30 protein-coding genes, 1 tRNA gene and 7 pseudogenes are annotated in these 26,663 nt (G+C 66.7%); 17 read left to right on the top strand and 21 right to left on the bottom strand.

Annotated features, from left to right (window positions below; genetic code table 11):
• Window positions 1-2 precede the first annotated feature (2 nt).
• The 6 genes from AAF143_RS02770 to AAF143_RS02795 form a co-directional block, all read right to left on the bottom strand.
• Window positions 3-1,661: a terminase gene (locus AAF143_RS02770; RefSeq protein WP_255005640.1), complete on the bottom strand. Its 1,659-nt coding sequence runs from the start codon at window positions 1,659-1,661 to the stop codon at window positions 3-5.
• Complete coding sequence (locus AAF143_RS02775) at window positions 1,658-1,897, bottom strand: hypothetical protein (RefSeq protein WP_414026491.1); 240 nt, start codon at window positions 1,895-1,897, stop codon at window positions 1,658-1,660. Before AAF143_RS02775 ends, AAF143_RS02770 begins: the two co-directional genes overlap by 4 nt.
• A gap of 286 nt (window positions 1,898-2,183) precedes the next feature.
• The gene (locus tag AAF143_RS02780; protein ID WP_255005644.1) at window positions 2,184-2,552 is read right to left on the bottom strand and encodes a hypothetical protein; all 369 of its coding nucleotides are present in this window, start codon (window positions 2,550-2,552) and stop codon (window positions 2,184-2,186) included.
• A gap of 96 nt (window positions 2,553-2,648) precedes the next feature.
• Window positions 2,649-3,362: a hypothetical protein gene (locus AAF143_RS02785; protein ID WP_414026492.1), complete on the bottom strand. Its 714-nt coding sequence runs from the start codon at window positions 3,360-3,362 to the stop codon at window positions 2,649-2,651.
• A gap of 289 nt (window positions 3,363-3,651) precedes the next feature.
• Window positions 3,652-6,348 (bottom strand): primase-helicase zinc-binding domain-containing protein, encoded by a 2,697-nt coding sequence (locus AAF143_RS02790; RefSeq protein WP_255005647.1) that lies wholly within the window; start codon window positions 6,346-6,348, stop codon window positions 3,652-3,654.
• Between the two features lie 15 nt (window positions 6,349-6,363).
• On the bottom strand, window positions 6,364-6,570 hold the full coding sequence (locus AAF143_RS02795; RefSeq protein ID WP_255005649.1) for a hypothetical protein: 207 nt from the start codon (window positions 6,568-6,570) through the stop codon (window positions 6,364-6,366).
• 103 nt (window positions 6,571-6,673) lie between these two features.
• Between AAF143_RS02795 and AAF143_RS02800 the strand changes: the two genes are divergently transcribed.
• Window positions 6,674-8,122, top strand: a complete 1,449-nt coding sequence (locus tag AAF143_RS02800; RefSeq protein WP_255005651.1) for a DEAD/DEAH box helicase — start codon at window positions 6,674-6,676, stop codon at window positions 8,120-8,122.
• Here AAF143_RS02800 and AAF143_RS02805 read toward each other — a convergent pair.
• Together AAF143_RS02805 and AAF143_RS02810 are read right to left on the bottom strand one after the other, a co-directional pair.
• Complete coding sequence (locus AAF143_RS02805; RefSeq protein WP_255005653.1) at window positions 8,113-8,559, bottom strand: type II toxin-antitoxin system VapC family toxin; 447 nt, start codon at window positions 8,557-8,559, stop codon at window positions 8,113-8,115. The two genes, AAF143_RS02800 and AAF143_RS02805, sit on opposite strands and share 10 nt — an antisense overlap.
• Complete coding sequence (locus tag AAF143_RS02810; RefSeq protein ID WP_255005655.1) at window positions 8,559-8,807, bottom strand: type II toxin-antitoxin system Phd/YefM family antitoxin; 249 nt, start codon at window positions 8,805-8,807, stop codon at window positions 8,559-8,561. The genes AAF143_RS02805 and AAF143_RS02810 overlap by 1 nt, the downstream gene beginning before the upstream one ends.
• A gap of 89 nt (window positions 8,808-8,896) precedes the next feature.
• On the opposite strand from AAF143_RS02810, the gene AAF143_RS02815 reads away from it, so the two are divergent.
• From AAF143_RS02815 to AAF143_RS02845, 7 genes are all read left to right on the top strand, one after another.
• A complete protein-coding gene (locus tag AAF143_RS02815; RefSeq protein ID WP_255005657.1) occupies window positions 8,897-9,274 on the top strand; it encodes a VRR-NUC domain-containing protein in 378 nt (125 codons plus the stop codon).
• A 241-nt stretch (window positions 9,275-9,515) separates the two neighbouring features.
• Window positions 9,516-10,235: a hypothetical protein gene (locus tag AAF143_RS02820; RefSeq protein WP_255005659.1), complete on the top strand. Its 720-nt coding sequence runs from the start codon at window positions 9,516-9,518 to the stop codon at window positions 10,233-10,235.
• Window positions 10,236-10,325: 90 nt separating this feature from the next.
• Window positions 10,326-11,072, top strand: a complete 747-nt coding sequence (locus AAF143_RS02825; RefSeq protein WP_255005661.1) for a hypothetical protein — start codon at window positions 10,326-10,328, stop codon at window positions 11,070-11,072.
• 82 nt (window positions 11,073-11,154) lie between these two features.
• Window positions 11,155-11,313: a hypothetical protein gene (locus AAF143_RS02830; protein WP_414026493.1), complete on the top strand. Its 159-nt coding sequence runs from the start codon at window positions 11,155-11,157 to the stop codon at window positions 11,311-11,313.
• On the top strand, window positions 11,306-11,899 hold the full coding sequence (locus AAF143_RS02835) for a hypothetical protein (RefSeq protein WP_255005664.1): 594 nt from the start codon (window positions 11,306-11,308) through the stop codon (window positions 11,897-11,899). Before AAF143_RS02830 ends, AAF143_RS02835 begins: the two co-directional genes overlap by 8 nt.
• A 109-nt stretch (window positions 11,900-12,008) precedes the next feature.
• Window positions 12,009-12,194 (top strand): hypothetical protein, encoded by a 186-nt coding sequence (locus AAF143_RS02840; RefSeq protein WP_414026494.1) that lies wholly within the window; start codon window positions 12,009-12,011, stop codon window positions 12,192-12,194.
• A 35-nt stretch (window positions 12,195-12,229) separates the two neighbouring features.
• A complete protein-coding gene (locus tag AAF143_RS02845; protein ID WP_255005668.1) occupies window positions 12,230-12,970 on the top strand; it encodes a KilA-N domain-containing protein in 741 nt (246 codons plus the stop codon).
• 262 nt (window positions 12,971-13,232) lie between these two features.
• Here AAF143_RS02845 and AAF143_RS02850 read toward each other — a convergent pair whose 3' ends face one another.
• Entirely contained in the window at window positions 13,233-13,637 is a 405-nt protein-coding gene (locus tag AAF143_RS02850; RefSeq protein ID WP_255005672.1) for a putative toxin-antitoxin system toxin component, PIN family, read from the bottom strand.
• A gap of 5 nt (window positions 13,638-13,642) precedes the next feature.
• Window positions 13,643-13,864, bottom strand: a complete 222-nt coding sequence (locus AAF143_RS02855; protein WP_255005676.1) for a ribbon-helix-helix protein, CopG family — start codon at window positions 13,862-13,864, stop codon at window positions 13,643-13,645.
• A 57-nt stretch (window positions 13,865-13,921) separates the two neighbouring features.
• Between AAF143_RS02855 and AAF143_RS02860 the strand changes: the two genes are divergently transcribed.
• The 3 genes from AAF143_RS02860 (at window position 13,922) to AAF143_RS02870 (ending at window position 15,317) form a co-directional block, all read left to right on the top strand.
• On the top strand, window positions 13,922-14,062 hold the full coding sequence (locus tag AAF143_RS02860) for a hypothetical protein (protein ID WP_255005677.1): 141 nt from the start codon (window positions 13,922-13,924) through the stop codon (window positions 14,060-14,062).
• Window positions 14,063-14,155: 93 nt separating this feature from the next.
• A complete protein-coding gene (locus tag AAF143_RS02865) occupies window positions 14,156-14,869 on the top strand; it encodes a flavin reductase family protein (protein WP_255005679.1) in 714 nt (237 codons plus the stop codon).
• Between the two features lie 208 nt (window positions 14,870-15,077).
• A complete protein-coding gene (locus AAF143_RS02870; protein ID WP_255005681.1) occupies window positions 15,078-15,317 on the top strand; it encodes a hypothetical protein in 240 nt (79 codons plus the stop codon).
• A gap of 60 nt (window positions 15,318-15,377) precedes the next feature.
• On the opposite strand, the gene AAF143_RS02875 is transcribed toward AAF143_RS02870, so the two are convergent.
• The 6 genes and pseudogenes from AAF143_RS02875 to AAF143_RS02900 form a co-directional block, all read right to left on the bottom strand.
• Window positions 15,378-16,160 carry a DEAD/DEAH box helicase gene (locus tag AAF143_RS02875; protein WP_414026495.1) on the bottom strand — a complete coding sequence of 261 codons (783 nt, stop codon included), beginning with the start codon at window positions 16,158-16,160 and terminating at the stop codon, window positions 15,378-15,380.
• Window positions 16,157-17,743 carry a TOTE conflict system archaeo-eukaryotic primase domain-containing protein gene (locus AAF143_RS02880; RefSeq protein WP_414026496.1) on the bottom strand — a complete coding sequence of 529 codons (1,587 nt, stop codon included), beginning with the start codon at window positions 17,741-17,743 and terminating at the stop codon, window positions 16,157-16,159. Before AAF143_RS02880 ends, AAF143_RS02875 begins: the two co-directional genes overlap by 4 nt.
• A gap of 12 nt (window positions 17,744-17,755) precedes the next feature.
• Complete coding sequence (locus tag AAF143_RS02885; protein WP_414026881.1) at window positions 17,756-18,052, bottom strand: type II toxin-antitoxin system RelE family toxin; 297 nt, start codon at window positions 18,050-18,052, stop codon at window positions 17,756-17,758.
• A pseudogene (locus AAF143_RS02890) lies at window positions 18,029-18,279 on the bottom strand (antitoxin of toxin-antitoxin stability system); the annotation flags it as partial. The gene AAF143_RS02885 and the pseudogene AAF143_RS02890, both read right to left, overlap by 24 nt.
• A gap of 107 nt (window positions 18,280-18,386) precedes the next feature.
• Window positions 18,387-19,622 carry a hypothetical protein gene (locus tag AAF143_RS02895; RefSeq protein WP_255005701.1) on the bottom strand — a complete coding sequence of 412 codons (1,236 nt, stop codon included), beginning with the start codon at window positions 19,620-19,622 and terminating at the stop codon, window positions 18,387-18,389.
• A 169-nt stretch (window positions 19,623-19,791) separates the two neighbouring features.
• A tRNA-Gly gene (locus AAF143_RS02900) sits at window positions 19,792-19,862 on the bottom strand.
• A gap of 104 nt (window positions 19,863-19,966) precedes the next feature.
• Between AAF143_RS02900 and AAF143_RS02905 the strand changes: the two genes are divergently transcribed.
• The 6 genes and pseudogenes from AAF143_RS02905 (at window position 19,967) to plsY (ending at window position 24,210) form a co-directional block, all read left to right on the top strand.
• Window positions 19,967-20,920: an MFS transporter gene (locus tag AAF143_RS02905; protein WP_414026497.1), complete on the top strand. Its 954-nt coding sequence runs from the start codon at window positions 19,967-19,969 to the stop codon at window positions 20,918-20,920.
• A 24-nt stretch (window positions 20,921-20,944) separates the two neighbouring features.
• Window positions 20,945-21,382: an MFS transporter gene (locus AAF143_RS02910; RefSeq protein WP_414026498.1), complete on the top strand. Its 438-nt coding sequence runs from the start codon at window positions 20,945-20,947 to the stop codon at window positions 21,380-21,382.
• A pseudogene (locus tag AAF143_RS02915) lies at window positions 21,379-22,127 on the top strand (MlaE family ABC transporter permease). The gene AAF143_RS02910 and the pseudogene AAF143_RS02915 overlap by 4 nt, the downstream one beginning before the upstream one ends.
• A gap of 41 nt (window positions 22,128-22,168) precedes the next feature.
• Window positions 22,169-22,594: a DUF3119 family protein gene (locus AAF143_RS02920; RefSeq protein ID WP_255005705.1), complete on the top strand. Its 426-nt coding sequence runs from the start codon at window positions 22,169-22,171 to the stop codon at window positions 22,592-22,594.
• Between the two features lie 64 nt (window positions 22,595-22,658).
• Window positions 22,659-23,561 (top strand): annotated as a pseudogene (locus AAF143_RS02925) (DUF3086 domain-containing protein); the annotation flags it as partial.
• A pseudogene (gene plsY / locus AAF143_RS02930) lies at window positions 23,558-24,210 on the top strand (glycerol-3-phosphate 1-O-acyltransferase PlsY). The pseudogenes AAF143_RS02925 and plsY, both read left to right, overlap by 4 nt.
• A 25-nt stretch (window positions 24,211-24,235) precedes the next feature.
• Here the strand turns inward: plsY and proC are convergent.
• From proC to AAF143_RS02955, 5 genes and pseudogenes are all read right to left on the bottom strand, one after another.
• Window positions 24,236-25,063 (bottom strand): annotated as a pseudogene (gene proC, locus AAF143_RS02935) (pyrroline-5-carboxylate reductase).
• Entirely contained in the window at window positions 25,063-25,650 is a 588-nt protein-coding gene (locus AAF143_RS02940; RefSeq protein ID WP_255005890.1) for a cell division protein SepF, read from the bottom strand. The pseudogene proC and the gene AAF143_RS02940 overlap by 1 nt, the downstream one beginning before the upstream one ends.
• Before the next feature lie 171 nt (window positions 25,651-25,821).
• A pseudogene (locus AAF143_RS02945) lies at window positions 25,822-26,136 on the bottom strand (alanine racemase); the annotation flags it as partial.
• Window positions 26,049-26,282, bottom strand: coding sequence for a hypothetical protein (locus tag AAF143_RS02950; RefSeq protein ID WP_414026499.1), 234 nt, complete (start codon window positions 26,280-26,282; stop codon window positions 26,049-26,051). The gene AAF143_RS02950 and the pseudogene AAF143_RS02945, both read right to left, overlap by 88 nt.
• A 106-nt stretch (window positions 26,283-26,388) precedes the next feature.
• Window positions 26,389-26,653, bottom strand: a pseudogene (locus AAF143_RS02955) (PipX family protein).
• Window positions 26,654-26,663: the final 10 nt, after the last annotated feature.

Here is a 26,663-nt window from a genome sequence, read left to right on the forward strand (position 1 = left end):
CATCACCGGGAGAGAAGCATCGGCAGCGGATCGCGCTTGATGCCCAGGCCGCGCCAGTAGCGCGTCTCCAGCCACAGGGCCCCATGACCAAAGGCATCAACCAGATCCTTGGTGCCCTTGGGAAAGCGCGGCAGCTCCTCCATCAGCGGCGCAGCCCGGTGGTGGAAACGCACCTGGCCTGCTTCCAGCAGCGGGGCGACGGCATGAGCGCGCGATTCCTTGCTGCCCCGGGCGGGGATCGGCAACAGGCCTGGCACCTTGCGCTTGAGGGTCTGCTGCACCGCCGGACCGTTGGCGGCGTCCTCGATCAGCACCGCGTGGGGACGAAGACCCTGGGCGTCGAGGGCCGCGAGGGTGGAGAGCAGGAAGCGAAGCGTCTGCGGCAGATCGAAGTGGTGGCGGGCCGCCCAGATCACCTCCAGCTCCAGCTGCGCAGCCTGAGGCCGGGCCAGAGGACCCAGCTGTTGTGGCCCCGCCGAATCGGGAAGCAGCAGGCCCATCAGTACGAAGCCGCAGTGATCGTTGTGCTCCTCGCCCTTGAAGGAGAGGTCGCAGGAGAGCACCAAGGGCGAGAAGCGGCGCGGCTGTTCGCGAGGGAACGGCGGCTTGATCCAGGCCCGCTGGAAGATGGCGCCCTGCATCGGCGAGGGGCGCTGCTGAAAGAGCGCGTTCCACCAGAAGGAGCCGACCCGGGTGCGGATCTTGAGCAGCTCAGATAGCGGAAATCGTTCGGGGCAGAGCGCCTCGCCGGGTAAGCGCCAATCGGGCTCGACGGTGCAGGACGACGGGAAGCTCTGCCGATCGGCCCGGTGCTCAGCGATGGCCGGCAGGTTGAGCACATGCCACTCCTGCGGGGCATCTCCGCTTTCCTGGGCCATCAGCCACCCGATCACGTCCTCGTGATCCCAGCGGGTGAGCACGATCACCTGAGCCGAGAGATTGCGCTGCAGGGCGCCAGTGCCGGCGTCAATGAACTGCGGCTCAGCTCTGGTGAACCAGACGGCTTTCAGCCAGTCCTCGATGCGTGCTCGCACTCGGATCGAGCCAGCATCCGCAGGACCCTTGTAGGGGTCGTCGATGATGCCGAGGCTGTAGCCCTTGCCGGTGAACGGACCATCGACACCGGCGGCGATGCAGCCGCCACGCTGCGGGGTGAGCCAGTTGCCAACGGCCGCGGAATCCTTCGAGAGCGAGTTGCCGGTGACGCGGTAGAAGTGCCGGGCCTCGCGGGAGTGGGCATAGGCCAGCTCGCCCGAGTAGCTGGCGATGGCGGCGAACAGATGCGGGTGGCGGTAGATGAAATAGGCGGGGAAGAGCTTGGAGACCAGCAGTGATTTGCCCAGGCGCGGCGGGCAGGTGACGATCAGGCGCGAGAGCTCGCCATCAGCGATCGACTGCAGCAGGGCGATAAGCACCACTGCCCAGCGATGGAAGCCGTAGCGGGGATAGGCCTGGGCGATGAACTCCCGGAAGCTCAGTGGCTCGGTGCTGGCAGAGGCGAGGGAGGGATCAGAAACACCGAGCACGCCGCCATCACGCCAGCAGTCCAGGTGGTGCGGAGAGTGGAGCAGGCCGCCATCGAGCAGCGGCCCGACTGTGACGAGAGCAGGAGCTCGGGCCTGGGCGTGGGCCTGGTCGGTCTGCAGCAAGCCTCTGGTCATGAGCTGGCCTCGCTGGGCGGCTTGACCGGGGCACGCAACATCCCGGCGATCTCTGCGATCACCCGATGGGCACCCACGGCGGCGGAAAACTGCTCGGCGTCCGCTGCCCGACGGGCGCAATCCATCAGGGCGTAGATCTGCTCGGCCTGGTGACGCTTGCGATCCGAGATCAGCTCCTCAACCATGCGTTCGCGCGCGAGGTTGAGATACCTGTTGATCGTCTGGCTGTTGTTCACCCCCAGCTTTCACGACCTTTTTCGTAGATCAACACCAGCGGTATCCGCTGGGCAATCCACAACTGCGCCTCGGCGATGCGACGTTCGACCTCAAGCCTTGAGGGCCTGGGCGGCTGATGGGAGGCGAGGCCTCTGGGCCGGCGGGGAGGATTGGCGTGCCCGATCGGCCTGGCGGGGTCAGTCGGTTCATACAGCGGTTGGCCGTTTTCATCCTCTGCGCTGGCAGCTGAGCGCAATTCCTCGATCGGATCTGGCGTCGGTGGGGCGGACCGGGGCGGCATGGGGCTCAGATCGGCAGTGCCGCTGCTTTCGGGGGGCGGATGGTCCAGAACGGCTTGCCGCGCTTCTCCGTTGCGCTGCCCTGCTGGATTGCCGCATCGCGAGCAGCCTTGAGCTGCTGCTCGATCTGCTGCACGGCCAGCGGGAACTCGTAGTTCAGGCGGCCGGCGTTGTGGCAGAAGGCCCAGTCGTTGTGGGAGAAGGAGGGATCCAGCTCGCCGGCGTCCATCGCCGCGCTGAGCGACTCCAACAGGGGTTCGAGCTCCTGCTCCAGCTGCTTCTGCTGGGCCTTGAGCGCGGTGAGGGCATCCAGCACGGCGTCGATCGCCTCTGGGCCCGGTGCAGAGGCAGAAGCAGCGGCAGGGGCGGTGGTCATGGCAGCCAGCACAGCAACAAGCAAGCCAGGGGAGTGGAGCCTGGCGATCAGTTCAGTGTATTAGCTCTGTTCTTAGAGCCGCAAGCACAGCGGCTGCTAATTCCTATGGTGTTTTCGTTGCTGCTCAGAACGGCCGGCACGCCAGGCAGTAGCGGCTCCAGGCGGCGGCCCAGGCCGCCAGGCACTGCTCACGGCTGTAGAAGGTGCTCGGAGTTGCCTCTCCGGGCCTGCTCCAGAGCGTCTGGCCCAGCTCGTAGTGGTTTCCCTGAGCGGCCTCCAGCACCATGTAGCCCCCAGCTGGGCGGCGGTGGAATAGGGGCGGCCATGGGCCGAGAGGGTCTTGAGGTCGTAGAGCACCCGGACCTCGCGGCCCCGACGGTCACTGAGAGCCGGTGACGCATAGGCCCCATCGAAGCCACCGGCCAGATTGCGGGTGAGGCAGCAGCTGAGCCGTTCACTGGCGATCACCTGCACCTCGTCCCAGAGCGGCAGCTGCAGCAGCGGCAGGATCCAGTCCCGGTACCGGTGGTGCCCAGGCAGCTGCTCGACTGCCAGTAAGGCCTGTTCTGCGTTGCGGCCGCCCGAGAAGCGGGCCTGGCTGTAGCGCTCCAGGGCGGCGTGCACGGTGTTGCCGCGTGGTTCCCAGACCGGCCGCTTGGCTTCGATCGCTCTGCGGGCCGTGGCGCTGAGGCCATGGGCCAGGACGCCGGTGATCGACACCGGAAACAGGTGCTCGCCCAGCCAGTAGCGGTGGGCGGCCTCATCCCGCCACAGGCCGGGGATGGGATCAAGCCAGGTGCTCTTCAGCATCGCTGTTTCGGTTGCAACGGCGGGTGACGGTGGACGTCACAACCGAGATCCCTGGCTGGAAGAGGGTTAGAGCCCCTTGTAACGAGGTAACCATCTGTAAAGGCATAGAAGCTTTAGCAAGCAGCAGAAGAGGGATCACTAGAGAGGGGGATAGCTCTTGATCTCTGTAAGGGGGGCTCTGCCCCGCCGGAACCGTCACACCGTTACGCATGCCGCAAACCCAGATGCCGCAATCGTTCTCGGCGTGACCGGCGGTGTTCCAGGAGCTCATGTCGTGACGCATGGTCTGTCACAGGGAGGTGAGGGGGATCGCAACGGCGCGCGTGACCATCCCTGCGCCGCGGAAGCGCACGGGGCCGAAGCGCATGGCTCCAGGCAGCCGTGAGAGCACCACCGGCCAGCTGTTCACCCAGGCGGTATCGGCCAGAAATTGCTCGATCGCCTTGGCGGTGTTGCTCACCAGCAGGCGCTCTGGTTCGGCCCGCAGGCCATGGCGGGCCAGGGTCTGATCGGCCAGGTCCGGTGGGATCTCGATGCAGCTGTCGCGGCTGGTGGCCAGATCCACCAGCTCGCCGATCGTGCGAGTCAGCGGCTTGTCATTGGTCTCCACCCGTATCGGCCGCTGCAGGATCGTCTGAATGCAGCGCCGCTCGTCGGGGATCTCGGTGCTCTGGCTATAGCTGTCCCACTCGTGGGCCGCGATGCAGAGCTCGGCCTCGGCTTCTGTGGGGGCCACATCGCTGAGCAGCGACCAGGCACCTGCCAGCAGCGTGCCGTACTGATCGCCCAGCCGCTGAGAGTCGAAGTGTCGCGCCGCCGCGCGGGTGAAAACCCCGGCGGCCTGACGGATCATCGGGATCAGGCTTGCCGTGCGTGCGATCAGGCGCCGGCTCAGCTCCGGGGTGATGTGGCGCTCCAGATCACGGTCCAGGGCCGTCCAGTGAGCTTCCCGTTCCTGCTTGGGGATGTCGCTCGGGCTGCGCAGGGTGAGCTGGGCAAAGCGGCTCTTGTCGGCACCCTGTTTGAGGGCGGTGGCGATCGAGCTGAGCAGGAACATCGAGCGCACCCGGTAGCGGCTCACCTCGCCGCTCGGTGAACCCTTGAGCATGGCGGCGCTGCTCTCGCTGCTGGCCACCCGCGCCAGCGAGAGGATGGCCTGCATGCGCTGCTGGTCGCCCTTCTCGTTGCTCTCCGCCTCATCGAAGACCACTGGCACGGCATCGCAGCAGATCGTCTGGCGCAGGCCTGCTTCCGTTGTCGCGCCGCTCACCACCAGGGCGAAGTCCCCGAGCAGCGGCACCACGAAGCGATCGAGGATCGCGCTCTTGCCCGTCCCCGCACCGGCGGTGAGCCAGAGGTGGGGGCGCCAGGGAAGGGCACCGCAGATCGGGCCCAGCACCACCCAGCCAACCAGCAGGGTGCCGGAGGCGGGCACCTCCCAGCGGAAGCGGTTGGCGATGCTCACGACCACGGCGGCTTCCTCCACCGTCAGGGGCCCCACGCCACCGGGCCCATGGAGGCGCTTGAGGCGTTGGTAGATGTGCCGCGAGCGGAAGGGTTCGGTGATCGGCCGCTCCCCGTCCGGTGTGATCAAGCGATCGCCCAGGTGCAGCACGGTGCGGCCGTTATCCCACCAGGCGCCACGGCCGCGGATGCGCTCGGGGGCGAACATGCCGGTTGCGGCGGAACGCTCGTGCAGGTCGCTGGCCGCCGCCGCCCAGTTCACGCCTGTGCGGCTCGGGTAAAGGGTCTCCCAGTGGCGCAGCGGCGCCAGGGCCACCAATTGGGTGGCCGTGTGAGAGGAGCGGCCCAGCCGCAGGATCTGACCGGTGCTGCTGGGCTGGTAGTAGTTCGACTCGCTGTCGTAGCCGAGGCACTGAAACGGAGCGCCGCCGCCTGCGATGGGCGTGGTCTCGTTGCCGCCGGCGGTCTTCTCACCGGCCGCTTCTCCAGGACTCTCATCCGCCTCACCGGCCGGCGGGGGCGTCACCCACTCCTGCAGTCGCTCGGCAGCCTGGGCTGGCGTCCAGTCCGCATCGGCCAGATCCCAGCTCTCGGGAACCGTGGCCGGGGGCTCCACCAATTGCACCGGACAGCCCTGCTCAGCCATCAGTGAGGCGAGGCGTTGCATCGCCCTGCGGCCCGGTGCATCGGCGTCGGGCCAGAGCGTCAGCGATCGCCCTGCCAGCGGACTCCAGTCGGCCTTGGCGATGGCGTTGGTGCCGTTGGCCCAGCTGATCACCACGTGCTGCGGAAAGAGCAGCGCTGCTGCATCAGCTGTGGCTTCCCCTTCCACAACCAGCACCGGTGCCTCCGGGCGGGCGACCAGGTGATGGAGGCCGTAGAGGGACCGTGGCGCAGGCCACTCGCAGGAGAAGGCGTCGCGGCGGCTGGGCCGATGCCAGCCGCCATCCAGCCAGACGCGATGCAGAAAGGCCTTGCGGCCACTGCGGCCTGGGCAGAGTCGCTGGATCCAGAACAGCTGAGCGCCGGCCGGGTCGCGGTAGCACCACTGGGCGATGGCGCCCTCCTCCAGAGCAGGCGGCAAAGCCTCCGGCGGCGGCAGTTCGGGCTGCCGCCAGGGCCGGCCACCATGGCCCGGCAGTGCGGCAAGAGATGCAGCTACTGGTCTGCCGCATGATCCGTTGGAGGTCGCACACGGCAGAGGCCGGTGCCGTTGATCCGGTTCAGGCTCGAGGCCGAGATAGCGCTCCACTTCCTGGCAGGCCTGCCGAAAGCTCCAGCGGCGCACCCGCATCAGCAGGTCCATCCCGGAGCCGCCGCCGCCCATGTGATCCTTGCCGCCGCACTGGTTGCAGAACCAGGAGCCACCGCTATCGCGATCATCAAAGCGGTAGCGATCCCTGCCGCCGCAGCTGGGGCAGGGCTGATGGTGGTTGCTGAGCTGCTCCGGGCTCAGTCCGGCCAGGGCGCTGAGCAGCTCACTCCAGCGGCCCGTGGCCGCCGTGATCACGTCGGTTGCCATGGATGTCGCCGCGGATCAACGCCGAGCAGCAGGCGTTGCCAGAGCAGGCACGGGGAAAGGCTCCGGTTGGCTCAGGCTGCCCTGCTCCGCGGCGATGGCGGCGTCCAGCACCTGCCGCAGCGCTGCCGAGCGGCTCAGGGCACCGTGACGGCGGCGCAGATCAAGCCAAGCCAGCTGCTGCTCGGTGATCGAGAAGCTCAGCGGTGAAGCAAACGAGGCCATGCGGACTAGGAACTCTGAGCACAGCCTAAGCACACAGGGCAAGGCTTGGTAAGTTGAACATTGTCAGCCCGCGCCAATCAGCGCCAAGCATCCAGTCCTCTCCATGGCCCTGATCGTTCTGCGCGACTACCAGCTCCAGCTCCTGGACGATCTCCGCACAGCTCTCAAGAGCCATCGGCGGGTCTGTGCCGTGATGCCCACCGGTGCCGGCAAGGGCCAGACGATCGGCGCGATCGTGCGGGGCGCTGCCGACAAAGGCCGTCGGGTGCTGGTGCTGGCCCACCGGGCCGAGCTGATCGAGCAGCTCAGCGCCACCGTGCGGGCCTGGGGTCTGGAGCCCGACCTGATCGTCCCCGGTCACCAGCTCCAGGGTCAGCAAGTGGCCGTGGGCTCGGTGCAGACCGTGGCCAGGCGGCTGGAGGGGCATGGTCCCAAGCAGCTTCCGGCGCCGGATCTGATCATTCAGGACGAGGCCCACCACCTGGTGGCGGGAAACGTCTGGGGCCGGATCATCAACGCCTGGCCAGGCGCCCACTTGATCGGCAAGACCGCCACCCCCGAGCGACTCGACGGCAAGGGGCTTGGCGTCGAGGCGGGCGGCTTCTTTGAGGCCCTGGTGCTGGGGCCGCCTGCGGCCTGGCTGGTGGAGCAGGGCTGGCTGGCCCGGCCCAGGGTCTTCTCCTGGCCAGGTGCCAGAAAGAACAAGGGGCAAGGCGCCAAGTTGCGTCAGCGGATGGGTGAGTTCGATCTGGAGCAGGCAGCTCGCGCCTTCGGCGATCGGGCTGCCGTCGGCGATGCGGTGTCGCACTACCGCCGCCGGCTGCACCCGGCCACGGCGATCTGTTTCTGCTGCACGATCCAGCACGCCGAGCAACTGGCCGGCGCTTTCCGCACTGCGGGAATTCGCGCCGCCGCGGTCAGTGGCAGCACCCCAGCAGAGGAACGCAGGCGCCTGATTGCCGGACTGGGCACCGGCGAGGTGGAGGTGCTCACCAGCTGCATGATCATTTCCGAGGGCACCGACATCCCCTCGGTGGGCGGGGCGATCCTGATGCGCCCCACCGCCAGCCTGAGCTTGTACTTGCAGATGGTCGGCCGGGCCCTGCGGCCCGCACCAGGCAAGGGCGAGGCGGTGATCCTTGATCACGTCGGCAATGCCCATCGCCACGGGCTGCCCACCGACGAGCGCGAATGGAACCTGGCCGGCCGGAAGCGCCGGGAGGGAGTCTCGATTCCAATCAAGGACTGCCCGCTCTGTTTCTGCAGCTGCCCCAGCGCGGCCCAGCAGTGCCCTGACTGCGGCCACCTGTTCCTCAGTGAGGAGCGCGATGAGCAGCGCCGCGGTCTGCAGCAGATCGAGGGCGATCTGGTCGAAATCGTCGCCGGTGCCCACCGGCCCAAGCCCCGCCAACAGCAGCGGCCACGCCACAGATCGCCCTCGGCCGGCTGCCGCAGCCTCGAGCAGTTGCAGCAGCGGGAGCAGGAGCGGGGCTACAAACCCGGCTGGGCCAGGCATGTCTGGGCTGCCCGGCAGCGGGGTCTTCAGGCCTGAATGGAGGTTTCGTCAGCCCCAATCAACTGGGCATCGAGCCCCAGCTGTTGTGCCGCCAGCACAAACGGGGCATCCAGGCTGCAGAGGGTGGCGCCCCGTCCGGAGGCGATCGCCAGGTGCAGCGCATCGGCCGCCCGCAGGGCCGTGGTCCAGCCGAGCAGACAGGCATTGGCATTACGGAAGTCCTGCGGTTCCACCTCCAGCATCAGAAGACCTGGGGCCAGGCTGCGTTCAAAGCCCAGCAGCACCGCCTCGGCCTGCGAGCGGCTCAGGGCCTTGGTGCGCACCTTGAGCCCGAGAGCGGAATGGAGCTCGGTGGCACTCCAAGGGCTGATCGCCAGTGGTGCTGTGGCCTGCTCGAAAAATGCCGCTGCGGTATCGGAATGGGCCTCCGGTGTCAGAGCCGCCAACAGCACGCAGGTATCGACGTAAAGCATCAGGAGCCGACTTCATCCCGCAGCGCGCGCATGGTCTCCACGCCGCTGGTGGCCTGATGGGGCAGGGAGTTCCGCAGAGCCTGCAGCTGGGGCAGGAGATCGCGCACGGCATGCCTGGGGACCAGCTCAGCGATGGCCTTGCCGCGTCGGGTGATCACCACCGGCTGGCCGCTCTCCACCACGTCGAGCAGGCTCGAAAGCTGGGCCTTGGCTTCCGCCACCGTGACCTGCCTCATGCCGTTGTCCATCTAGATGACCAACTCTAAACGGGATCCTGGGGCGAGACCCATCCATGAGGCAGGGGCCAGCAGTCCCAGGCAGCACGGCAATAGGGGGCATGGCCCCCTCACCCAACGAATACGAGATCCAGCAGCGCATCCGCCTGTCCTGCGGCCGAGGGCCGGTGCGGCTCTGGCGCAACAACACCGGTGCCCTGGTCGATCAGCAGGGCCGGCTGGTGCGCTTTGGGCTCTGTAAGGGCAGCAGCGACCTGATCGGCCTGCGAATGCTGGAGGTCACACCCGAGATGGTGGGCCAGCGGATCGCCCAGTTCGTCGCCCTCGAGATCAAGACGACCCACGGTGTCGTCAGCGCTGAGCAGCGGGCCTTTCTGCAACTCGTGGAGCAGCTCGGGGGTGTGTCGGCCGTCTGCTGCTCCATCGAGGAAGCCGAGCAGTCGCTCGCCGTGACCAGATCGATCCGGCTGAGCCACTGATGGATCCGGCAGAACTGCAGCGGCGGCTCAGGCGGCTGGCCCAGCTCCACCCCGGCGAGCATCCCTACACATTGGCTTTGAGATTGCAGGCGGAGACAAGCAAAGCGATCACTGGGGAAAGGCCAAGCACATCCTCAACAGGCTTGGTACTGACCAGTCTTGACATGCCAAGACATGACAGGCTCTGGCTGCGGGTGCCAAGTTTGTCTTAGCTTCTCGCTAAGAACTCTGAATTCAGAACGTGGCCGTCACCTACGCGGAGCTGCTTGAGCACCAGGAGGAGAACCGCGCTGCATTCGGACGCATGCTGCTGAACTGGCGCAGACGCAACGGCTGGACCCAGTACACCGCCTGCAGTTGGGCGGAAGAGGTTGGCTTCGAGACAATCTCCTACGGCAACCTCTCGGTGATCGAGCAGGGCAAGGCGGGCGAGCTGCGGCAGAAAGCCTTCTGGCAACTGGGAGAACTCAACCGCCGCATCGCCGATGAGGAGTGGGGCGCACTCAAGGATCAGGCGATCAAGGAGAAGCTGAAGGGCGCGGTTGCCATCGGGGACAACAACTGCCCGGTCTGGACACCACTGGAATTCTGGGCCTGCTACTGCGGCCTGCGCGAGGTGCCGGATGCGTTCCGCACCACGCCGGCCCCGTCCATCGGCCAGCGCAAGGCCACCGAGCTGTCGACCAAGTGGCGCAACCAGCTGCGGCGGGTCGTCGACGAGTGCGAGCTCGAGCCCAGCGAGGCCATCACCGCCCTGGCGGCAGAAGCCAGCGAGGAACACCGCAAGCGCTTCTACGCCGTCCTCACCGGTTTTGGCGACTACAAGCCCGAAGAGCTGGCCCCCCTCTGGATCGAGGGCGACCTGTATCAGCCCAAGCGCTGGCTTGATCAGTGGGAGACCGCCAACTGCCAGCCGCGCAAACCCGGCAGGGGGAAGGGCAAGAAGCCCGTCGTGGCCTAATGGCTAGGAATTAACAGCCGCTGCTAATGCGGCTTTCAGTAAAGAGTTCTAAGATCACGATCAGCGGGCAACCGCCCGATCTGATTCCTCATGGTCACACCAGCCAGGCTCTTGGAGGCCCAGTCTCATCACCCCCCGGAGCAACAGCTCACCCACGCCATGGCCTGCTTTCAGGCCGAGGTTTCCGCCATCCCCTGCCCCGACCTGGGCGCCGTCGTGGAGGCTGCACGCCCTGCCTTCCGCCAGGGCATCGGCTGGTCCGCCCAACTGGACGAGCAGCAGGGCCGCTCCAGGCTGCAGGTCACGGTGAGGCACGCCGCTGGCGCTGAGCTCAACAGTGAGGCTTGGGTCGAGGAAACCGGCGATCTGCCTGGAATGACCGGCTTGATGCTGGCCATGCTGCTGGGCATTCCTGTGTCCCCAGAGGCTCAGGCTGCAAAGCCCTGTGACAGTGAAGAACTGAGTGGGGCTGACAAGTCTGGCGGCCCACTGATGGCTGTGGCTCGGCCGGAGCCCGTTGAGGAGGCCCAAGCATCAGTCCAGCTGGCCGAGGCCCCGCCCAGCAGCAGCGGTAGCCCCGATGAAGGTGGCGACCCAGCACTGCTCCCGCTGACGCCCGAGGAGATCAGCGGCTACCACCGCCAGGTGCTGGATCTGCCGCCGGCCGTTCGCCGCGAGCTCACCAATGCGTTCCGTGAGCACTTCCAGGTGCCCCGCAGTGCCCGCTCGATAGGCGATCGCATCACCCAGCGCCAGCACGGCGACTTCATCGAGCGCTTCCTCGAGGAATGCCAGGGCCAGGAGCCGGAGGTCGTTCCCACGCCGTGCGCCCCATGAGCCTGAGCCATCGCCCCAGGCCCCCCGTCGCTACGGCGAGCAGCCCCGCTCACTGGCCGGCCGCCACTTCATCCAGACCCAGGTGCGCACCGACGTCTACCTGCGGATCCGCGAGCTGATGGAGGCCCGCAACCTCTCCGCCAGCGGAGCGGTGCACCACCTGCTGCGTGAGCGCTTTGGCCTGCCGCCGCTTCCTCCCTTCGATCAACCGACCGTTTCACAGGATTCACACCATGGCTAAGGACCTGTTCCGCACGCCCCTCGCCGCAGTGCGCTGGGCCCACCTGATCACCCCCAGGCATCAGCTCGACAAGAGCAAACCGCTGGCCTGGACCTGCGATCTGCTGCTACCCAATAGCGACGAGAGGGCGCAATCCTTCCTGCTGGCGATGGAGGATCAGTTCATCGCCCTGCATGGCAGCCGCAAACGCCGAGCGGAGAAGGGCTTCCCCTGGAAGGCCGACAAGGACAAGCCCAGCGAGCTCACCGTGGTGCGCTTCAAGGTGCCGCAGTTTCAGCGGCGCGATGGCTCCCTCTCCGAGGGGCCCCGCATCGTCGATTCCAAAAAGCAGCCCTGGGATGGGGCCGCCATCGGCAACGGCTCCAAGGTGATCGTCGCCTTCGACATCTACGACTGGGACGGCGAGAACGGCTGCGGCATGACCTTCCAGCCCAGGGCCGTCCAGGTCGTCGACTTCGTGCCCTACGAGCAGGTGGATCCCACCGACGGCTTCGACGAGCTGGATGGCTACTCCGCGGTCAACACATCCACCGACTCCGGCTCCAGCAGCTGGGCCGCCGATGACGACGAGGAGGCACCGTTCTGATGACCCACCTCCACAGCATCCGCGGCGGCGTAGGTGGTGCCCGGCCCCAGGGGGCAAACCCCAGCTACCAGCTTTCTGCCGCACGCGCCGGCCCACCACCACCGTTTCTGTGAGCAGCCTGCGGGGGCTCTACCGGTTGGTGCTGCTGGTCCTGGTTTTCCAGCTGAGCACCCTGCTGCTGGTGATCGCCGGTCCTGTTCCGCCACGGCTGACCCCGGCCACCAACGCCTTCCGCCCAGAAGCCGGCACCGCTGCAGCCGGGACTTTTTCCGTCACACCGCATCCATACCGATGAAGAGCATCGTTTCCTCTCCGGCGTCCTTCGAGTTGGTGACCCGCTCGTGGGAAGGGACACCGATCAGCCGCCGAACGACGGATGGCTACGTCAATGCCACGGCGATGTGCAAAGCCAACGGCAAGCGGTGGAAGGACTACCGCGAATCGGATCGGTGCCAGCACTATCTGGACGCCCTGGAAAGCGTGGCCGGAATTTCCGTCCACGCTCTTGTGGAGTCCCGCTCAGGCGGTGCGGGCGGCGGCGGAACCTGGGTCCATCCCCAGGTCGCGGTCGACCTGGCTCGCTGGATCAGCGCACCCTTCGCGGTGTGGATGGACGGCTGGTTCTTGGAGAGCGTCCAGCAGGCTCAACCGGCACCGGTGGTGACACCCCATCCCAGACTCAGGGAAGCCGAGGTGATCGCCTTGGTGGAGATCAGTATCGGGCTTTTCGAGCGGCTCGGCGGTCTGGATCAGCGCGACGAGCTCCTGTTCAAGGACATCGTGCGCAGCAACGTGCTCACCGCGAGCTCGGGGATGTTGCCCGCCATCGCTGCAGACGACGAGCTGACCCTGGGTGATGCCTGGCTGGAGGTGTTCCAGCAGGTGCTGCCGCGCACGAAGTTCTGCTCAGCAGGAAAGCTCGTGGCTCAGGCCTATCGCCAGGAGTTCGGCCAAGAGCCGCCCTGCCGCCAACAATTCGTCGATGGCGCTCCCCGGCAGGTGAAGAGCTACCGCCGCTCCTGGCTGCTCGACACCCTCAAGCGCTTCCGGGCTCAGTTCGCAGGAAGCTGATGGAAACCCCGACAACGCCAACCCGTCAACGGGTTTGGGTGACGACAGCAGAGGCATGCGCAGCCATGGGCATGAGCCGTGAGACCCTTCGCCAGCTGCGGCTGAGGGGGTGCTGGTTCCCGGCAAGCACTACCGCCGCTGGGGCTGCACCAAGGGCCGAGGGCCATTGCAATGGCACTTGGACAACGTCGAGGCCACCATCACAGGCTGGAGCAGGAAGAACCTGTGGGGATAGCAATTCGGGATGACGAGCATGGCCATGTCATGAGCCAGGCCCGCGTAACTGTTCCCAACAGGCCCGTGGATTGAGAATGGGTAAGGGTGGCCGGCTGCAGGCCAGCACGCCTTGATCGCCGGTCACGAACAGGTCTGCCTCGATCAAAACGGCACTGGCCACAACCCATTCGTCGTCTGCGTCAACGAGCCCAAGCTCCAGATGCTCCGGGGGTCTTGCCCCAACAGGCTGGTCGCGAAGGAGCTTCTCAATGGCTTCTATCTGGGCCGGCGGCAGTCGGCCTTTGCGGCCCAGAACATCCCTGAGCTCATCCAGCACCACCTCGCTGCTCACCAGGGTGTGTTCGGTGAGCACCAACCGCAGCAGATCGGAGCACAGGCCACGGGCCAGAAAAGCACTCACCAGCACGTTGGTGTCGAAGAAAACCCGCACGCCGATCAGGAGATGGCAGCGAACACGTCGTCATCAGTGAGCCAGCCGGCCGCCTCGCCAAAAGGCAGGGCCTGGCGCCGCAAGCGCTCAAAGCGCATCAGCTGAAGCTGCCGGCGCAGGGCGTCCCGCACGATGTCGCCGCGGGAGCGGCCGGTTTCAGCGCAGGCAGCTTCCAGCTCCTGCTCCAGCTTTTCTTCCAGGCGGATCGTCAGGGAGCAGCTCTTCATGCACCACATTGTATTGCGTCTGAATGGCCGATCCAACAGCAGCCAATCCAGCTTTGCTTGCTTGCCCTGGATCGCATTCAGAAAGCACCACCTCCACCGCGCCGTGCCAGCACCAAGGGCCGAGGCCCGCTGCAGTGGCATCTCGAGAACGTGGAGGCCACGATCACCGGCTGGAGCCGGCGCAATTTGCAGCTGTAGGGCACGCACCAGAGCGCCCAGTGGCCTGCTGAACTGCTGAATGCCTCGCGGCCATTTCAGATCGAGCGGCTGGCATAAGGCAACCGGCTGTTGATGAGCACCAACAGGCCCTCGCCACAGCCGAATCTCAAGGGCAGCGTGGTTGCTGCAGCATTGTGTTTCCCCGAGATCGGCCCGTCGATGCTCGAAGCCGAGCCGATTCGCTCCATTGACCCAGACAGCCTGGATGGCGGGGCGCTCTACAGGCTTTGCACCAGCCTGGTGGTGCCTCGGCCGATTGCCTGGGTGAGCACCATCAGCAGCGAGGGGCAACCCAACCTGGCGCCGTTCAGTTTCTTCAATGCCGTGAGTGATCAGCCGGCTGTGTTGATGCTGTCGATCGGTGCCAGACGCGACCGGGAAAAGGACACCCTGCGGAATATTCGCCAGACCCGCTGCTTGGCGGTTCATGTGGTGGATGAGCGGCTCGCCGGGGCCATGAACATCACAGCCACCGATTACCCAGCCGGCACCAATGAATTCGAGGCCGCTGCTCTGGCGGCTGTGCCAAGCAGCCGGATAGCGGCCCCACGCCTGCGGGATGCCGCCGCCTGCCTGGAGTGTGAGCTGCTCAAGCTGATCCCCGTGCCCGGCACCACGTTCACCATGGTGCTGGGCCAAGTGGTGATGCTGCACGTGCAGGAGCGTTGCCTAGGCCCCTCCGGTACCGCTTCTGCGGAAGCCCTCCGCCCGGTGGGCAAGTTGGCCTTAAACGACTACACGCGCCTGGGGGAGATGTTCGAGCTGGTGCGCCCAACGCTGGGTTGATGGCAGCACGAAAGCTTGGCCAGCAGCTGAGCGACGTGGTTGCTGTCATCTCAATAAAACGGCTCGCATGACAAGGGGCCGGTGCGGCTGCCATCACCACGGGGGCGAGCAACCGCAGACGCATAGCCGCTGAGCGGGAAGCCACGAGAGCACCCATGGGCTCAAGCAGGCACAGGACGGTTCGGAAAGCCTGTTCCTCCTTCTGCCCATGGCAGTCGGTCTCCCCAGTTCCGGTGAGCCGGTGGTCCCCTCGGCAGAGGCCGCCGAGGCCGCAGGGGCCAGCCTGCGCGATCTCGCCCGGTTCCGGGATACCCATGGGCTGCGGCGAGTCAGCCTCTCCCTTGAACTGGAAAATGGCAAGCGCGCATCCGTGCCGATCCCGGCCTTGGTTCTGGAATTGCTGCAGGGAATCCTGGTGCAGATGGCCCAGGGCAATGCGGTCTCCTAGGTGCCGGTTCACGAGCTCACCAGCCAGCAGACCCCTGATGGCCCAAGTGCTCGGCATGGGCTATTGAGCGGAGACCAGCTCGTATCCCATGGCCCGATACCCGCGCAGCCGTCGCTCCCACATGCGTTGCGTCACAGGGTGACCGAGATCGAGCCAATCAATGATCCGCACGCTGCTCTTACCTGCTTGCTGCCGATTCAGCCGGCCCGCGTACTGCTGCAGGGTGCCCTTCCAGGACACGGGCATCGCCAGAAGCAGGGTGTCGAGCGGCGGGTGATCGAAGCCTTCACCCACCAGTCGCCCGGTGGCCAGCACGATGCGGGCCGACTCCGGCGGTAGCTCCTCCAGCGCAGCGAGGGTGGCGCTGCGTTGCCGTGCGCTCAGGCGGCCATGCAGCAGGAACAGCTCCGGCACCTGGGTTTCGAGAGCGGCAGCAATCGCCGTGATGTGGTGGGTGCGCTCGCTCAGCAGCAGCAGCTTGCGGCCCTCACGCCAGGCGGCCAGGGCCTCGGCAACGATCCGGTCGGTGCGCTGCTGATCTTCCGCCAGCCGGCGCATCAGATCCTGAATCGGCAGATCGGTGGGCAGCCCCCGGAGCTCATGGCTGCGGCTCACCAGTTCCAAAATATGGGGCGCCCCGGCGGGCCGCTCAGCGGTATGGCGGATGGGGCCGCACTGCATGAACAGGATCGGCTGCAGGCCGTCGCGGCGAATCAAAGTGGCCGATAGCCCCAGCACGTAACGGGCCTTGACCTGACGGAGAATGGCCTCAAATGAGGCGGCGGCGATGTGGTGGCATTCATCGACGATCACCTGCCCGTAGTTCTGCACCAGCGGATTCACCTCCCCTTGCGCACCAGCGATTGCATCACGGCAATATCGAGTCGCCCAGTGGGTTTCGCCTTACCGCCACCAATGCAGCCGATCGTCTCCGGTGGTGCCTCCAGGAAGGTCTGGAGCCGTTCCTGCCACTGACGCAGCAGCTCCGAGCGATGCACCAGCACCAGAGTGTTCACCCCTCGGCGAGCCAGGATCGCAGCTGCCACAACGGTTTTTCCGAAGGCCGTCGGCGCCTGCAGCACGCCGATGTCGTGGCGCAGCATCGCTTCCACCGCCGCCTCCTGGTCGTCACGCAGCTGGCCCGCAAAGGCAAGTTCAAGGGGTAAGCCGCTTTGGCGCCCATCCACCAGATCGCAATGGATCCCCTGTTCGCGAAGCAAAGTCTGCACCGGCTCCAGGCAGCCACGCGGCAGGGCGATGTGTTGGGGGAAGTTCTCAGCGCAGCCGATCACCCGCGGTTTATCCCATACCGAAAAGCGCATCGCCTGGGCTTTGTAAAAGTCGGGATTGGCAAAGGCGGCAAGGCGGATCAGGCGATTGAGCAGCGGCTGCGGCAGCCCTGGTCGCTCCACATAGAGGCGATCGGCCAGGGTGAGCGTGATCGACACCGGCAGCGGCCCGCTGATTTTCGGGGTAGTTGCAGCGGCCTTCCATGGAGTCGCCAGATCCTCCTCATCAATGAAGTGCAGATCGAGGGGATGGGCGCCACCGGTAGAGGTTTGGAGCAGGGTCTGCAGCCCAGCCACGGACTGGCGCTGAATGGAGGCCAGATAGGCCCACTGATCGGGATAGGGGCGCAGGTCCTCGTCAACGAAGACGCTGCCGCCCCGCTGCCTGGGTTCCTTCTGCAGCGGCAGGGCGATCAGATTTCCGAAGCCACCCTTGGGCATGAAGTCCTGGTTGGGGAAGAGCCGGTCGTAGGAGCTCAGCTGCAGCTGGCGCGATGCGTTGCAGGTATGGCTGATCAGAGCCGCCCCCAGCAGGCGGGCGTCCCGCGCCGGCACCGCCTCCTCGAAGAACACCCACACATGGGCGCCCTCCCCAGAACGGGAGATCTCCAGGGCCGCCGGCACCGCCAGCTCCCGGCAGGAGCGCAGCAAGGCGCGGGCGTCGTCACGCCAGTCGTGCTCATCGAAATCAACCGCCAGCAGATGGCAGGTGTCGTCCGCCAGCAGCGGGTAGAGGCCGAGGGTGTGTTCACCGGCCAGATGGCCATAGATCGCCACGTCCGTGAGGGGCAGCAGCTGTCGGTGGCTGCAATCGCGGCAGGCAACCCGCGGCTTTTCGCAAACCCCCGGCTGCCACTCATTGGCGCAGGCCGGCGCATAGCCAGAGCGGCCGCTGCTGCTGCTCTGCCAGCGCAGGGCATAGACATCTTCACGGCCGCGGAAGAGACGCCGGAACAGCGCCACTTTCTCCTGGGCCGAGCGCGGCGCGGCATCGGGGAGCTCGGCCGATGCAAACTGCTGTGTGGATGGCGCCTTCTCAGTGGACTGCCAGTCGATGCAATGGGTTTCCAGGAGGGCAATCAACCGGGCGTTCTCGAGGCGCAGCTGATCGAGCTCAGAGGAACTGGAGTCAGCCATGGCGGGAGGTCCTCAGCGCTGGTCTGCCTTCCTGTAGGCAGCATTGCGCTCCCGCTTGCCCACCGCCACGACAAGCACCAGCAACTCTTGATCGCGCACCTCGTAGACCAAACGAAATCCAGCCGCCCGGAGCTTGATCTTGTAGCGATCGGTTGAGCCCCGCAGCTTGCTGGCCGGCATCCTGGGCTCGATCAGCCGTTCTGCCAGCTTCTTCTTGAACTGTTCCCGGATGCCCGCTGTCAGCTTGTGCCACTCCCGCAGAGCCTCGGGATGAAAGGCCAGCTCAAGGGCATCGAGGCTGACCCGCACCGGCTCCTGCCCATCTGCCAGTCGGGCATCGGCGATGCGACCCAGCTCCAGGTCGTCCACCAGATCCAACAGTTCCTCATAGGCCTTGGCCGGCACGCAGTAGAAAGCCGGCTCGTTGCGATTGAGCACAGCCACAGGCATGCCTTCCCGGACGCCGCCGCGGCCATGGGGTTCTTCTTGAGTTCCGAGATGCTCACGGCGGTCTCGGTCAGCACGCGATGCGCCATGAACAGCTCAAACCGATTTATGCACCCATCATAGGTCGCAGAAAAGGTCTTTAAAAAGGTCTCATGGACTGACTCGAGAAGTTGGCTTTGAAAGCCTGATGGGTTTTTCAGAAAGCCAGAAGCCGCCGCTGCGCCTTGGCAAAGGCGTCATCCACCACGTCATCGCCGCACCAGCGGCTGTAGGCCGCGAGGTGGGTCTGCACGCTGTGGCCCATCGCCGCGGCCACCACCTTGGGCGGCAGGTCACAGATCACATGGGCCCGGTGGGCGTAGCCGTGCCGGCAGGAGTAGGGCACGAGTTTTTCGCCCCTGGCCTCGTAGTCCCGCCGCAGCTGCTTCCAGAGGGTGCGGTTCATCAGGTAGTGGCCGAAGTAGCCCCCACCGAGGCCCGGCTGCATCGGCGGAAGCTCCTGAGATGGAAAGCGCTCCTCGAGCCGCCAGCCATCAGCCCAGTCATCACAGGGCAGCAGGCGCAGCACCCGGGGCTTGGTCTTGCCGCGAGAGGCGACCTTCTCGTACAGGCACCAGAGGCGACCCTGGCGCACCTGAAGGTGCTGCAGCTCCTCGGGGCGGAGGCCGTAGGCGGCCATCAATTGGAAAGCGAACCGCCAGCGCAGGTCGGGGATCGCCAGGACTAGGGCAAGGATGTGCTCCACCTCAAGAGGAGTGGTGATCGCCCGGGGCGCGCGTGAACGGCCAACGAAAGGAGCCAGATCCTGCGGGGGCTCCCAGTCCTCCCCCAATCGATGATCACCAACCCCCCACCGCAACAGTGCAGCTGTGCACTGCATTTGGATTTGGCGGGTGCGGCCTCCAGGAGTATCAGGCCAGAGTTGGACCAGGGAGTCGAGCAACTGCTTGGCGCTCTCAGGCGGAAGAGGCGCGGCCATGGCAGCAAGCACATGCCGCATGTGATGCCGATGCACCCGGTGCCAGGTGGAGGCCTTGATCTCGCCGCTGATGAGCTTGTACTTCCGGTAGTCCTCCACCAGGGATTGCCAGACCAGAGGGCCTGTCGCCTCGATCAGGCCCCTTCGCTTCAGCCGACCTGGTCGATGGGGAGCCTGAAGCCCTGCAGCAGGCTCAGCCGCTGGAAACTCGATTGATGCTGCCATCCGGGCCACACAGGTCTCCGGGTCGATCCCCTCCCGAAAGGCGTCGTAGACCTCAACGACCGCATCGCGGATCTGATCGACATGGTTGCCCTGCCAGGGGACGGGCAACAGCAGCTGCCGGCGGCGTCCACCCCCAGCTCCAGCAGCGATGTTGAGGCGCGTTAGGCCCCGGTGATTCAGCACCGTCCACCCCCGGCGGCACCCCCGCTGAGACAGGGAATGGGACACGCCTGCCCTCAGGACAATCTCCCAAGCAAGGGCTGCGGGCATGTGAGACGTTATGTGAGATGTTTGGCCTCAAAGCTTGGCACGACCAGCCAAAGCCAGCCAACCACTGGCAGCACGAAAGCCAGTGACAGAAAGGGATTTGAAGGAAAAATCCTTATCGAGAAAAGTAAGCGGGCGGCGGGAATCGAACCCGCATCATCAGCTTGGAAGGCTGAGGTTTTACCACTAAACTACGCCCGCAGTGATACATCCCTACCAGCCCATGGACGGGGTTGGGGATGCCTGCCACAGCCGCTCTGCCACGGCTGGCTGGAGCATTATGGCCTGCGTGCGCTCTCCAGCCCTTGGCCCCCATCCCCAGCCTCTTGAGCGAAGGCGGCACGAGGGTCCTCACTGATGCGGCCGATCTGCGCGGGGGAGCCCGGCAACGCTTGCTCTGGGCCTACGGCCTGGGCGATGCCGGCACCGGCATGGCCGCTTCGCTGATCGGTTTCTACCTGTTCATCTTCTACACCTCAGCCGCCGGGCTGCCGCCCTGGATGGCAGGGCTGGTGCTGATGATCGCCCGGCTCTGGGATGGCCTCAACGACCCCATCGTGGGCTGGCTGAGCGACAAGACCAACTCCCGCTCAGGCCCCCGCCTGCCCTGGATTCTCTGGAGCGCCCTGCCCCTCGGCATCGCCATGGCGGGGATGTGGTGGCTGCCGCCAGGCGGTCCCTGGATGAAGTTCACCTTCTTCATCTTGATCTCGATGGTGGCCAACAGCCTCTACACCTGCGTCAACCTGCCCTACGCCGCCCTGGCGGCCGAACTCACAACCGATGTCTCCCTGCGCACTCGGCTCAACACAGCACGGTTCACCGGTTCGATCATTGCGTCCTTGGTCGGCATCGTGCTCGGTGCCCTGCTGCTGCGCGATCACTCCAACGCCAGCAGCTACCTCCAGGTGGGCCTGCTCTCTGGGGTGATCATCACCGGCTCCACTCTCCTCTGTGGCTGGGGCCTCGCCCCGGCAGCCCGCCACTGCCAACGACCCACCAGCCACCCCGGCACCACGAGGCGCCTGCTCAAGCGGGTGGCCACCAACGGTCGGTTCATCCGGGTGCTGGGCCTTTATCTGCTGCTCTGGTGTGCCCTGCAACTGATGCAGACGGCCGCCCTGATCTATCTGCCCGTGGTGATGCGCCTGCCGGAGGGCTGGAGCAACTGGATTCTGCTGCCCTTCATGGTCAGCACCCTGGGGGCCTGTGGATCTGGAACACCGTGGCCTACCGCAGCGGCCGGATCCAGGCGCTGAAGCTGGGCTGCGGCCTGTGGATCGGTGCCTGCCTGGCCGCCATGGTGCTGCCCCCTGAACGGAGCGATCACCCCCACCGGCTCTCCCGACAATCTGCTGCGACTGGTCCTGCTGGTGCTCACGATCATGGTCGCGGGCCTGGGGGCCTCCACGGCCTACCTGATCCCCTGGGCCCTGCTTCCCGACGCGATCGACGCCGATCCAGAGAAACCGGCTGGTCAGTACAGCGCCTGGATGGTGCTGGCCCAGAAGATCTGCATCTCCCTGGCGCTGTTCTTCTTCGGCAACTTGATGAGCCTCAGCGGCTACCAGGCCACCCAGACGATCCTTCAGCCCCAGAGCGCCCTGGTGGCGATCCGCCTGTGCATGGGCTTGATCCCGGCGGTGATGGTGGTGCTGGGGCTGCTGGTGATGCGGCGCTGGCCGGATCGGGCTGCCCACCTGCTCCACGGGCACCCATGAGAGCGCCCCGCTGGCTAGGGCGCCTGGGGGCCAGCGCCCTGATCGGCGGCCAGGCGGTCGCCGCCATCGCCCGGGGGCGCATCAGCGTCAACGATCTGTTCGAGCAGATGATGGAGGCCGGCCCCGGCAGCTTCCTGATCGTGCTGATCACCGGCCTGGCTGCCGGCACCGTGTTCAACATCCAGGTGGCCGCCGAGCTCACCAAACAGGGGGCCGGATCCACCGTGGGGGGCATCCTCGCCCTGGGTCTCGCCCGGGAGATCGCCCCGCTGCTCAGCTCCACCCTGATGACGGGCAAGGTGGCCACGGCCTATGCCGCCCAGCTGGGAACCATGAAGGTGACCGAGCAGATCGACGCGATCACCATGCTGCGCACCGACCCGGTCGAATACCTGGTGGTGCCCAGGGTGATGGCCATGGTGATCATGGCGCCGGTGCAGTGCCTGCTCTTCTTCGCGGTGGCGGTCTGGTCGGGTCAGATGAGCAGCACCGCGCTCTACGGCATCCCGCCGGCCGTGTTCTGGAACTCGGTGCGCACCTGGATGGAGCCCTCCGATCTGCCCTCGATGCTGATCAAGGCGGTGGTCTTCGGGTTGCTGATCGCCGTGATCTCCTGCGGCTGGGGTCTCAGCACCAAGGGGGGCCCAAGGAGGTGGGCACCAGCACCACCGGGGCGGTGGTGATGATTCTGATCACCGTGGCGCTGATGGACGTGGTGCTCACCCAGTTGCTCTTCGGCCAATGACGAGTCGGCCGATGACAACTCGAACCACGACAATGGATCCCATGACTGTCCCTTCCGCCCAGGCGCCCTCCACCCCGCTGGGCGCTCCGGACCCCAGCGCCGGGGTGATTCTTGCTCCCCACTTCGGTGTCGCGTTGGGGGTGATGCTGCTGGGAGTGGCGCTGCTGCCCCTGACGCTTCTGTGGAGCCCGGCCCTGTGGGTGGCCTCAGCCACAGGCCTGTTCGGCCTGTTCCTGCTGCTGCAGACCGCCCTGCTGCGGCTGCAGTTCACCGGCGATGCGCTGGTGGTCTGGCGCCAGAGCACCGAGTTGCGCCGTTTCCCCTACGACGCCTGGCTGGGCTGGACCCTGTTTTGGACACCGCTGCCGGTGCTGTTCTATTTCCGTGAACAGAAGAGCATCCATTTCCTGCCGGTGCTGTTTGATGCCAGCGAACTGCGCCGCCAGCTCGCCCTGCACGTGCGATGACAGGCCCCGTCGATTCCCCGTTCCCGGGCTCCGACCTGCCCGGCCCGGTCGATCCTGAGACCCCCAGCCGCCGGGCCCTGAAGCCTCGCCAGAAGCCGCCGCCCCGAGCGAGCTGCTGGATCTGGCCCTGGCGGATCTGCGCCACAGGCGGGCCGCACTGGAGGCGGAGATCAAGGAGCTCGAAAGCCGGCGCGCTGTCCTGCAGCAGGAGCTCGGCGCCAGCTTCGCCGGCCAGTCCGATGCGATCGCCCGGCGGCTCAAGGGGTTTCAGGACTACCTGGTGGGTGCGCTCCAGGAGCTGGTGATCCAGGCGGAATCGATGGAGCTGGTGAACCAGCCGCTGCTGGTGCAGCCCTCCCCTCGATCAGCAGGCCCAGGCGGCGGCGGTGGCCTCCCAGCAGGCCGCCACCACCGTGGCCGCCGCAGGCCTGTTCAGCCAGGACGAGGCGCTGATCCGCGAGCGGCTCCAGCGCTTCCTGGGGCAGCCCGACTTCTATGCCGATCCCTGGAAGCTGCGCCGCACCCTCGAGCCCGCCGGGGCCGCCCTGCTGGAGGACTGGTTCCTGAGCCAGGGGGTCGTGGCGCCCAGCCCAGCAGCGGCAGCCGCAACCGAAACGCCCTAGTGGCCGCCGCCGCCATCGCCGTGCTCGGAGAGCTCTACGGCGAACGCCTCCAGACCCTGGTGCTGGCGGGTGAGCCGGAGCGGCTGGGGGAATGGCGCCGCGGGTTGCAGGATTGCCTGGGCCTGGCGCGGGAGGATTTCGGCCCCAACAGCGGCATCGTGCTGTTCGAGCGCCCCGATGCCCTGATCGAGCGGGCCGACCGGCTGGAGGAGCGCGGTGAGCTGCCCCTGATCGTGGTCGATGCGGCCGAGCAGGTGGTGGACATTCCCATCCTGCAGTTCCCGCTCTGGCTGGCCTTCGCCCCCGGCCCGGCCGAACTCGCCCTCGAAGACGACCTGCTGTGAACGCGCCGATCACCCTGCTGCTGACGCTGCTGGCGGGCTACCTGCTGGGCTCGATTCCCAGTGGCTGGCTGGCGGGCCGCTGGCTCAAGGGCATCGACCTGCGGGAGCACGGTTCCGGCTCCACGGGCGCCACCAACGTGCTGCGGGAAGTCGGCAAGGGCCCGGCCCTGGTGGTGTTCCTGGTCGATGTGCTCAAGGGGGCGGCCGCCGTGCTGCTGGCCAAAACCTTGCTGCCGCCGCTGGCCCTGGGAGCCGCCACCGACTGGTGGGTGGTGGCGAGCGGTCTGGCGGCCCTGGCCGGCCACAGCTGGTCGATCTGGCTGGGCGGCAAGGGGGCAAGGCGGTGGCCACCGGGCTGGGGATGCTGCTGGGCCTGGTGCCCCTGGTGGGCCTGGCCTGCTTCGGCATCTTCCTGACCGTGCTCAGTGTCAGCCGGATCGTGTCGCTCTCGAGCGTGTTGGCGGCCCTGAGCCTGCCGCTGCTGATGCTGGGCTCGTTTGCCGCCGAGGGCAGTGGTCTGCGGCCCGCCTACCTGCTGCTGGCGCTGCTCACCACCGCCCTGGTGCTCTGGCGGCATCGCAGCAACATTCAGCGACTGCTGGCCGGCAGCGAACCAAAGCTGGGGGCTGCCAGGCAGGTCGATCCCTGAGCCCCCGGCCCGCCCTCCACTGGGCCTAGGCGAACGATCGGCTGCGCTCGGCTGCGGCCACCACCGCCTCGATCAGGGCCGAGCGCAGCCCCGCCTGCTCCAGCCGGCGCAGCCCAGCGATGGTGGTGCCCCCGGACTGGCCACCATGTCCTTGAGCTGAGCGGGGTGTAGCTCCTGCTCGCTGAGCAGGGCCGCGGTGCCCGCCAGGGTGCGGCTGGCCAGGTGGTGGGCGAGCGCCCGGGGCAGCCCGACCGCCACCGCCCCATCGGCCAGGGCTTCGGCCACCAGGGCCACGAAGGCCGGACCCGAAGAGGTCAGGGCCAGAAAGGCATCCAGCTGGGCCTCCGGCAACTCGAACACCTCCCCCACCCGGCCAAACAGCTGCAACGCCCACTGGCGCTGGGCGGGGCTGACGCGCTCATCCCAGGCCAGGGCCGTGAGGCCGGCGCGCACCAGGCAGGGGTGTTGGGAACAGCGCGCACCACCGCCCAGCCCGGGAAACGGGCCTGGAGCCGCGCCAGGCTGACGCCGGCCAGCACCGACACCAACAGCGGAGCAGCGCCACCGGCAGCGCTAGCCGCAGGGGCAGGGGGGACAGGGCCTCCAGCTGCTGGGGCTTGACCGCCAGCAGCAGCACAGGTGCGCTCCAGGCGCGGCTGGGGTCGGTGGTCACCTCAAGGCCATGGAGCGCCGACAACCGCTGGGCCGAGGCCTCCGTGGCCACCGCCGCCCGAACGGAGCCAGGGGCGATCAGACCATCCTCGAGCAGAGGCAGCAGCAGGGCCTGGGCCATGCGGCCCAGGCCGATCACCCCGAGGGTCTCAGGGGAAAAGGCAGGGGCCGCTGAGGCGATCAACCACCCAGGCCGGCACTGAGATCGGAGCTGCGGCCCCAGGCGGGGCTGGGGGCGGCCTCCTGCTCCTGGGACAGCTCCCGGGAAACAATTGTGGGGGAAGAAGCCTCGTCGCTGCTGGTGGTGGTCACGGTCACACAGCTGGGGGCGAACAGGAAAATGCTCTCGCCCACGCGCTCCTGGTGGCCGTCGATGGCGAAGGTGCCACCGGCGACGAAATCCACGGCCCGCTGCGCCTGATCCGGCTCCATCATCGTGAGGTTGATGATCACGGTCTTGCGTTCGCGCAGGGCCTGGATCGCCCGGGGCATTTCATCGAAGCTGCGGGGCTCCATCAAGGTGACCTCCGCCGCCGAGGAAGACAGGCCCGGCATGCCGATCACGTTGCTGCCGATGAAGGGATCATCGGCTCCAAAACCGCTGCTCAGCGCCAGGGCGCCGGATCCAGGGAGGCCGGAACCGTGGTGGCGAGCTGCCGCACTTCCTTCGGTGCCTTCCTCGGCGTCGTAATCGAGTTCGTCGTCGTAGTCACCATCGAGGTAGTCGTCTCCGGAAACGACAGCACGCAGGCGTGAAAACAACGACACCTTGAATTCCTCTGTGGTCACAGAACCTAAATAGCGTCCCACGGGATGGGTTGCAAGGTGTGACTGAGTCCTGAAACTCCGTTCACATCTGCCTGGAGCCAAACAACGCCCCCCCAATCGCACCCAGGTGCTGCCCGCCTCCACCGCCTCGGGCCAGTCGCCGCTCATGCCCATCGAGAGCTCGCCAAGCCCCAGCTCCGCCGCCAGCGCAGCGCAGTCTCGAAACAGCGCCAGCCGTCCGTCGCTCGCCAGCCCCAAGGGCGCCAGGGTCATCAGACCCACCGGCCGCAGCGGCGCCAGGGCGGCCAGCTCGGGCCACTGCTGGCGCAGGGTTTCAGGATCAAAACCGCCCTTGCTGGGATCGGGCCGCAACTTCACCTGCAGGAACACGGCCGGGCTCAGGCCCTCTTCGGCGGCGATGCGCCCCAGGCGCTGGGCCAGCTCCAGGCTGTCGACGGAATGGATCGTGCCGAAATGGCGCAGCACCCCCGGGCCTTGTTGGCCTGCAGGCGGCCGATGAAATGCCAATCGAGCGGTTCGAGATCCCCCAGGGCCCCCTGCTTGGCCTGCGCCTCCTGCAGCCGGCTCTCGCCGAAGCTGCGCAGGCCCAGGGCCACCGCCGCGCGGATCACTTCCGGGGCTGCCCCTTGCTGACCGCCAGCAGCTTCACCGAGGCGGGCAGGGCCGAGCGCAGCTGATCCAGCCTGGCGGCAAGGCCGTCCACGACGATGTCCCCGCTCAGATGAAGGTCTGGTCGAACAGCTGGCGCCAGTGGGCGTGGGACTCGCTGCCATCCCTCCGGGAGCGGGCCAGGTTCTGCTCGGCCAGGTGGCGGGCGTCCATCAGGGGAGCACCTCGAACTGGGCCCCCGCGCCTGCAACGTCACCAGAAAGAACATCCGCTGGGCGTAGAGGGTGGCGTAGAGATCCCGGCCTTCACCGGCCTGGGCCACGCGGTAGAGCAACCCAAACGTGGGGTGATTGAGGTAATGCTCTGCGCTCACGTCGTCTGTA

The organism is Cyanobium sp. ATX-6F1 (assembly GCF_047395825.1).
GTDB lineage: Bacteria > Cyanobacteriota > Cyanobacteriia > PCC-6307 > Cyanobiaceae > ATX-6F1.

Excerpts from the sequence above, each read along its gene's own strand:
- AAF143_RS02835 (WP_255005664.1), top strand. The coding sequence starts at position 11,306 with ATGGCTAAGGACCTGTTCCGCACGCCCCTCGCCGCAGTGCGCTGGGCC.
- AAF143_RS02790 (WP_255005647.1), bottom strand. The coding sequence starts at position 6,348 with ATGGCAACCGACGTGATCACGGCGGCCACGGGCCGCTGGAGTGAGCTG.
- AAF143_RS02825 (WP_255005661.1), top strand. The coding sequence starts at position 10,326 with ATGGTCACACCAGCCAGGCTCTTGGAGGCCCAGTCTCATCACCCCCCG.
- AAF143_RS02880 (WP_414026496.1), bottom strand. The coding sequence starts at position 17,743 with ATGGCTGACTCCAGTTCCTCTGAGCTCGATCAGCTGCGCCTCGAGAAC.
- AAF143_RS02785 (WP_414026492.1), bottom strand. The coding sequence starts at position 3,362 with ATGCTGAAGAGCACCTGGCTTGATCCCATCCCCGGCCTGTGGCGGGAT.
- AAF143_RS02870 (WP_255005681.1), top strand. The coding sequence starts at position 15,078 with ATGGCAGTCGGTCTCCCCAGTTCCGGTGAGCCGGTGGTCCCCTCGGCA.
- AAF143_RS02805 (WP_255005653.1), bottom strand. The coding sequence starts at position 8,559 with ATGCTTTACGTCGATACCTGCGTGCTGTTGGCGGCTCTGACACCGGAG.
- AAF143_RS02865 (WP_255005679.1), top strand. The coding sequence starts at position 14,156 with ATGAGCACCAACAGGCCCTCGCCACAGCCGAATCTCAAGGGCAGCGTG.
- AAF143_RS02810 (WP_255005655.1), bottom strand. The coding sequence starts at position 8,807 with ATGGACAACGGCATGAGGCAGGTCACGGTGGCGGAAGCCAAGGCCCAG.
- AAF143_RS02920 (WP_255005705.1), top strand. The coding sequence starts at position 22,169 with ATGACTGTCCCTTCCGCCCAGGCGCCCTCCACCCCGCTGGGCGCTCCG.
- AAF143_RS02770 (WP_255005640.1), bottom strand. The coding sequence starts at position 1,661 with ATGACCAGAGGCTTGCTGCAGACCGACCAGGCCCACGCCCAGGCCCGA.
- AAF143_RS02795 (WP_255005649.1), bottom strand. The coding sequence starts at position 6,570 with ATGGCCTCGTTTGCTTCACCGCTGAGCTTCTCGATCACCGAGCAGCAG.
- AAF143_RS02815 (WP_255005657.1), top strand. The coding sequence starts at position 8,897 with ATGGCCCCCTCACCCAACGAATACGAGATCCAGCAGCGCATCCGCCTG.
- AAF143_RS02855 (WP_255005676.1), bottom strand. The coding sequence starts at position 13,864 with ATGAAGAGCTGCTCCCTGACGATCCGCCTGGAAGAAAAGCTGGAGCAG.
- AAF143_RS02780 (WP_255005644.1), bottom strand. The coding sequence starts at position 2,552 with ATGACCACCGCCCCTGCCGCTGCTTCTGCCTCTGCACCGGGCCCAGAG.
- AAF143_RS02800 (WP_255005651.1), top strand. The coding sequence starts at position 6,674 with ATGGCCCTGATCGTTCTGCGCGACTACCAGCTCCAGCTCCTGGACGAT.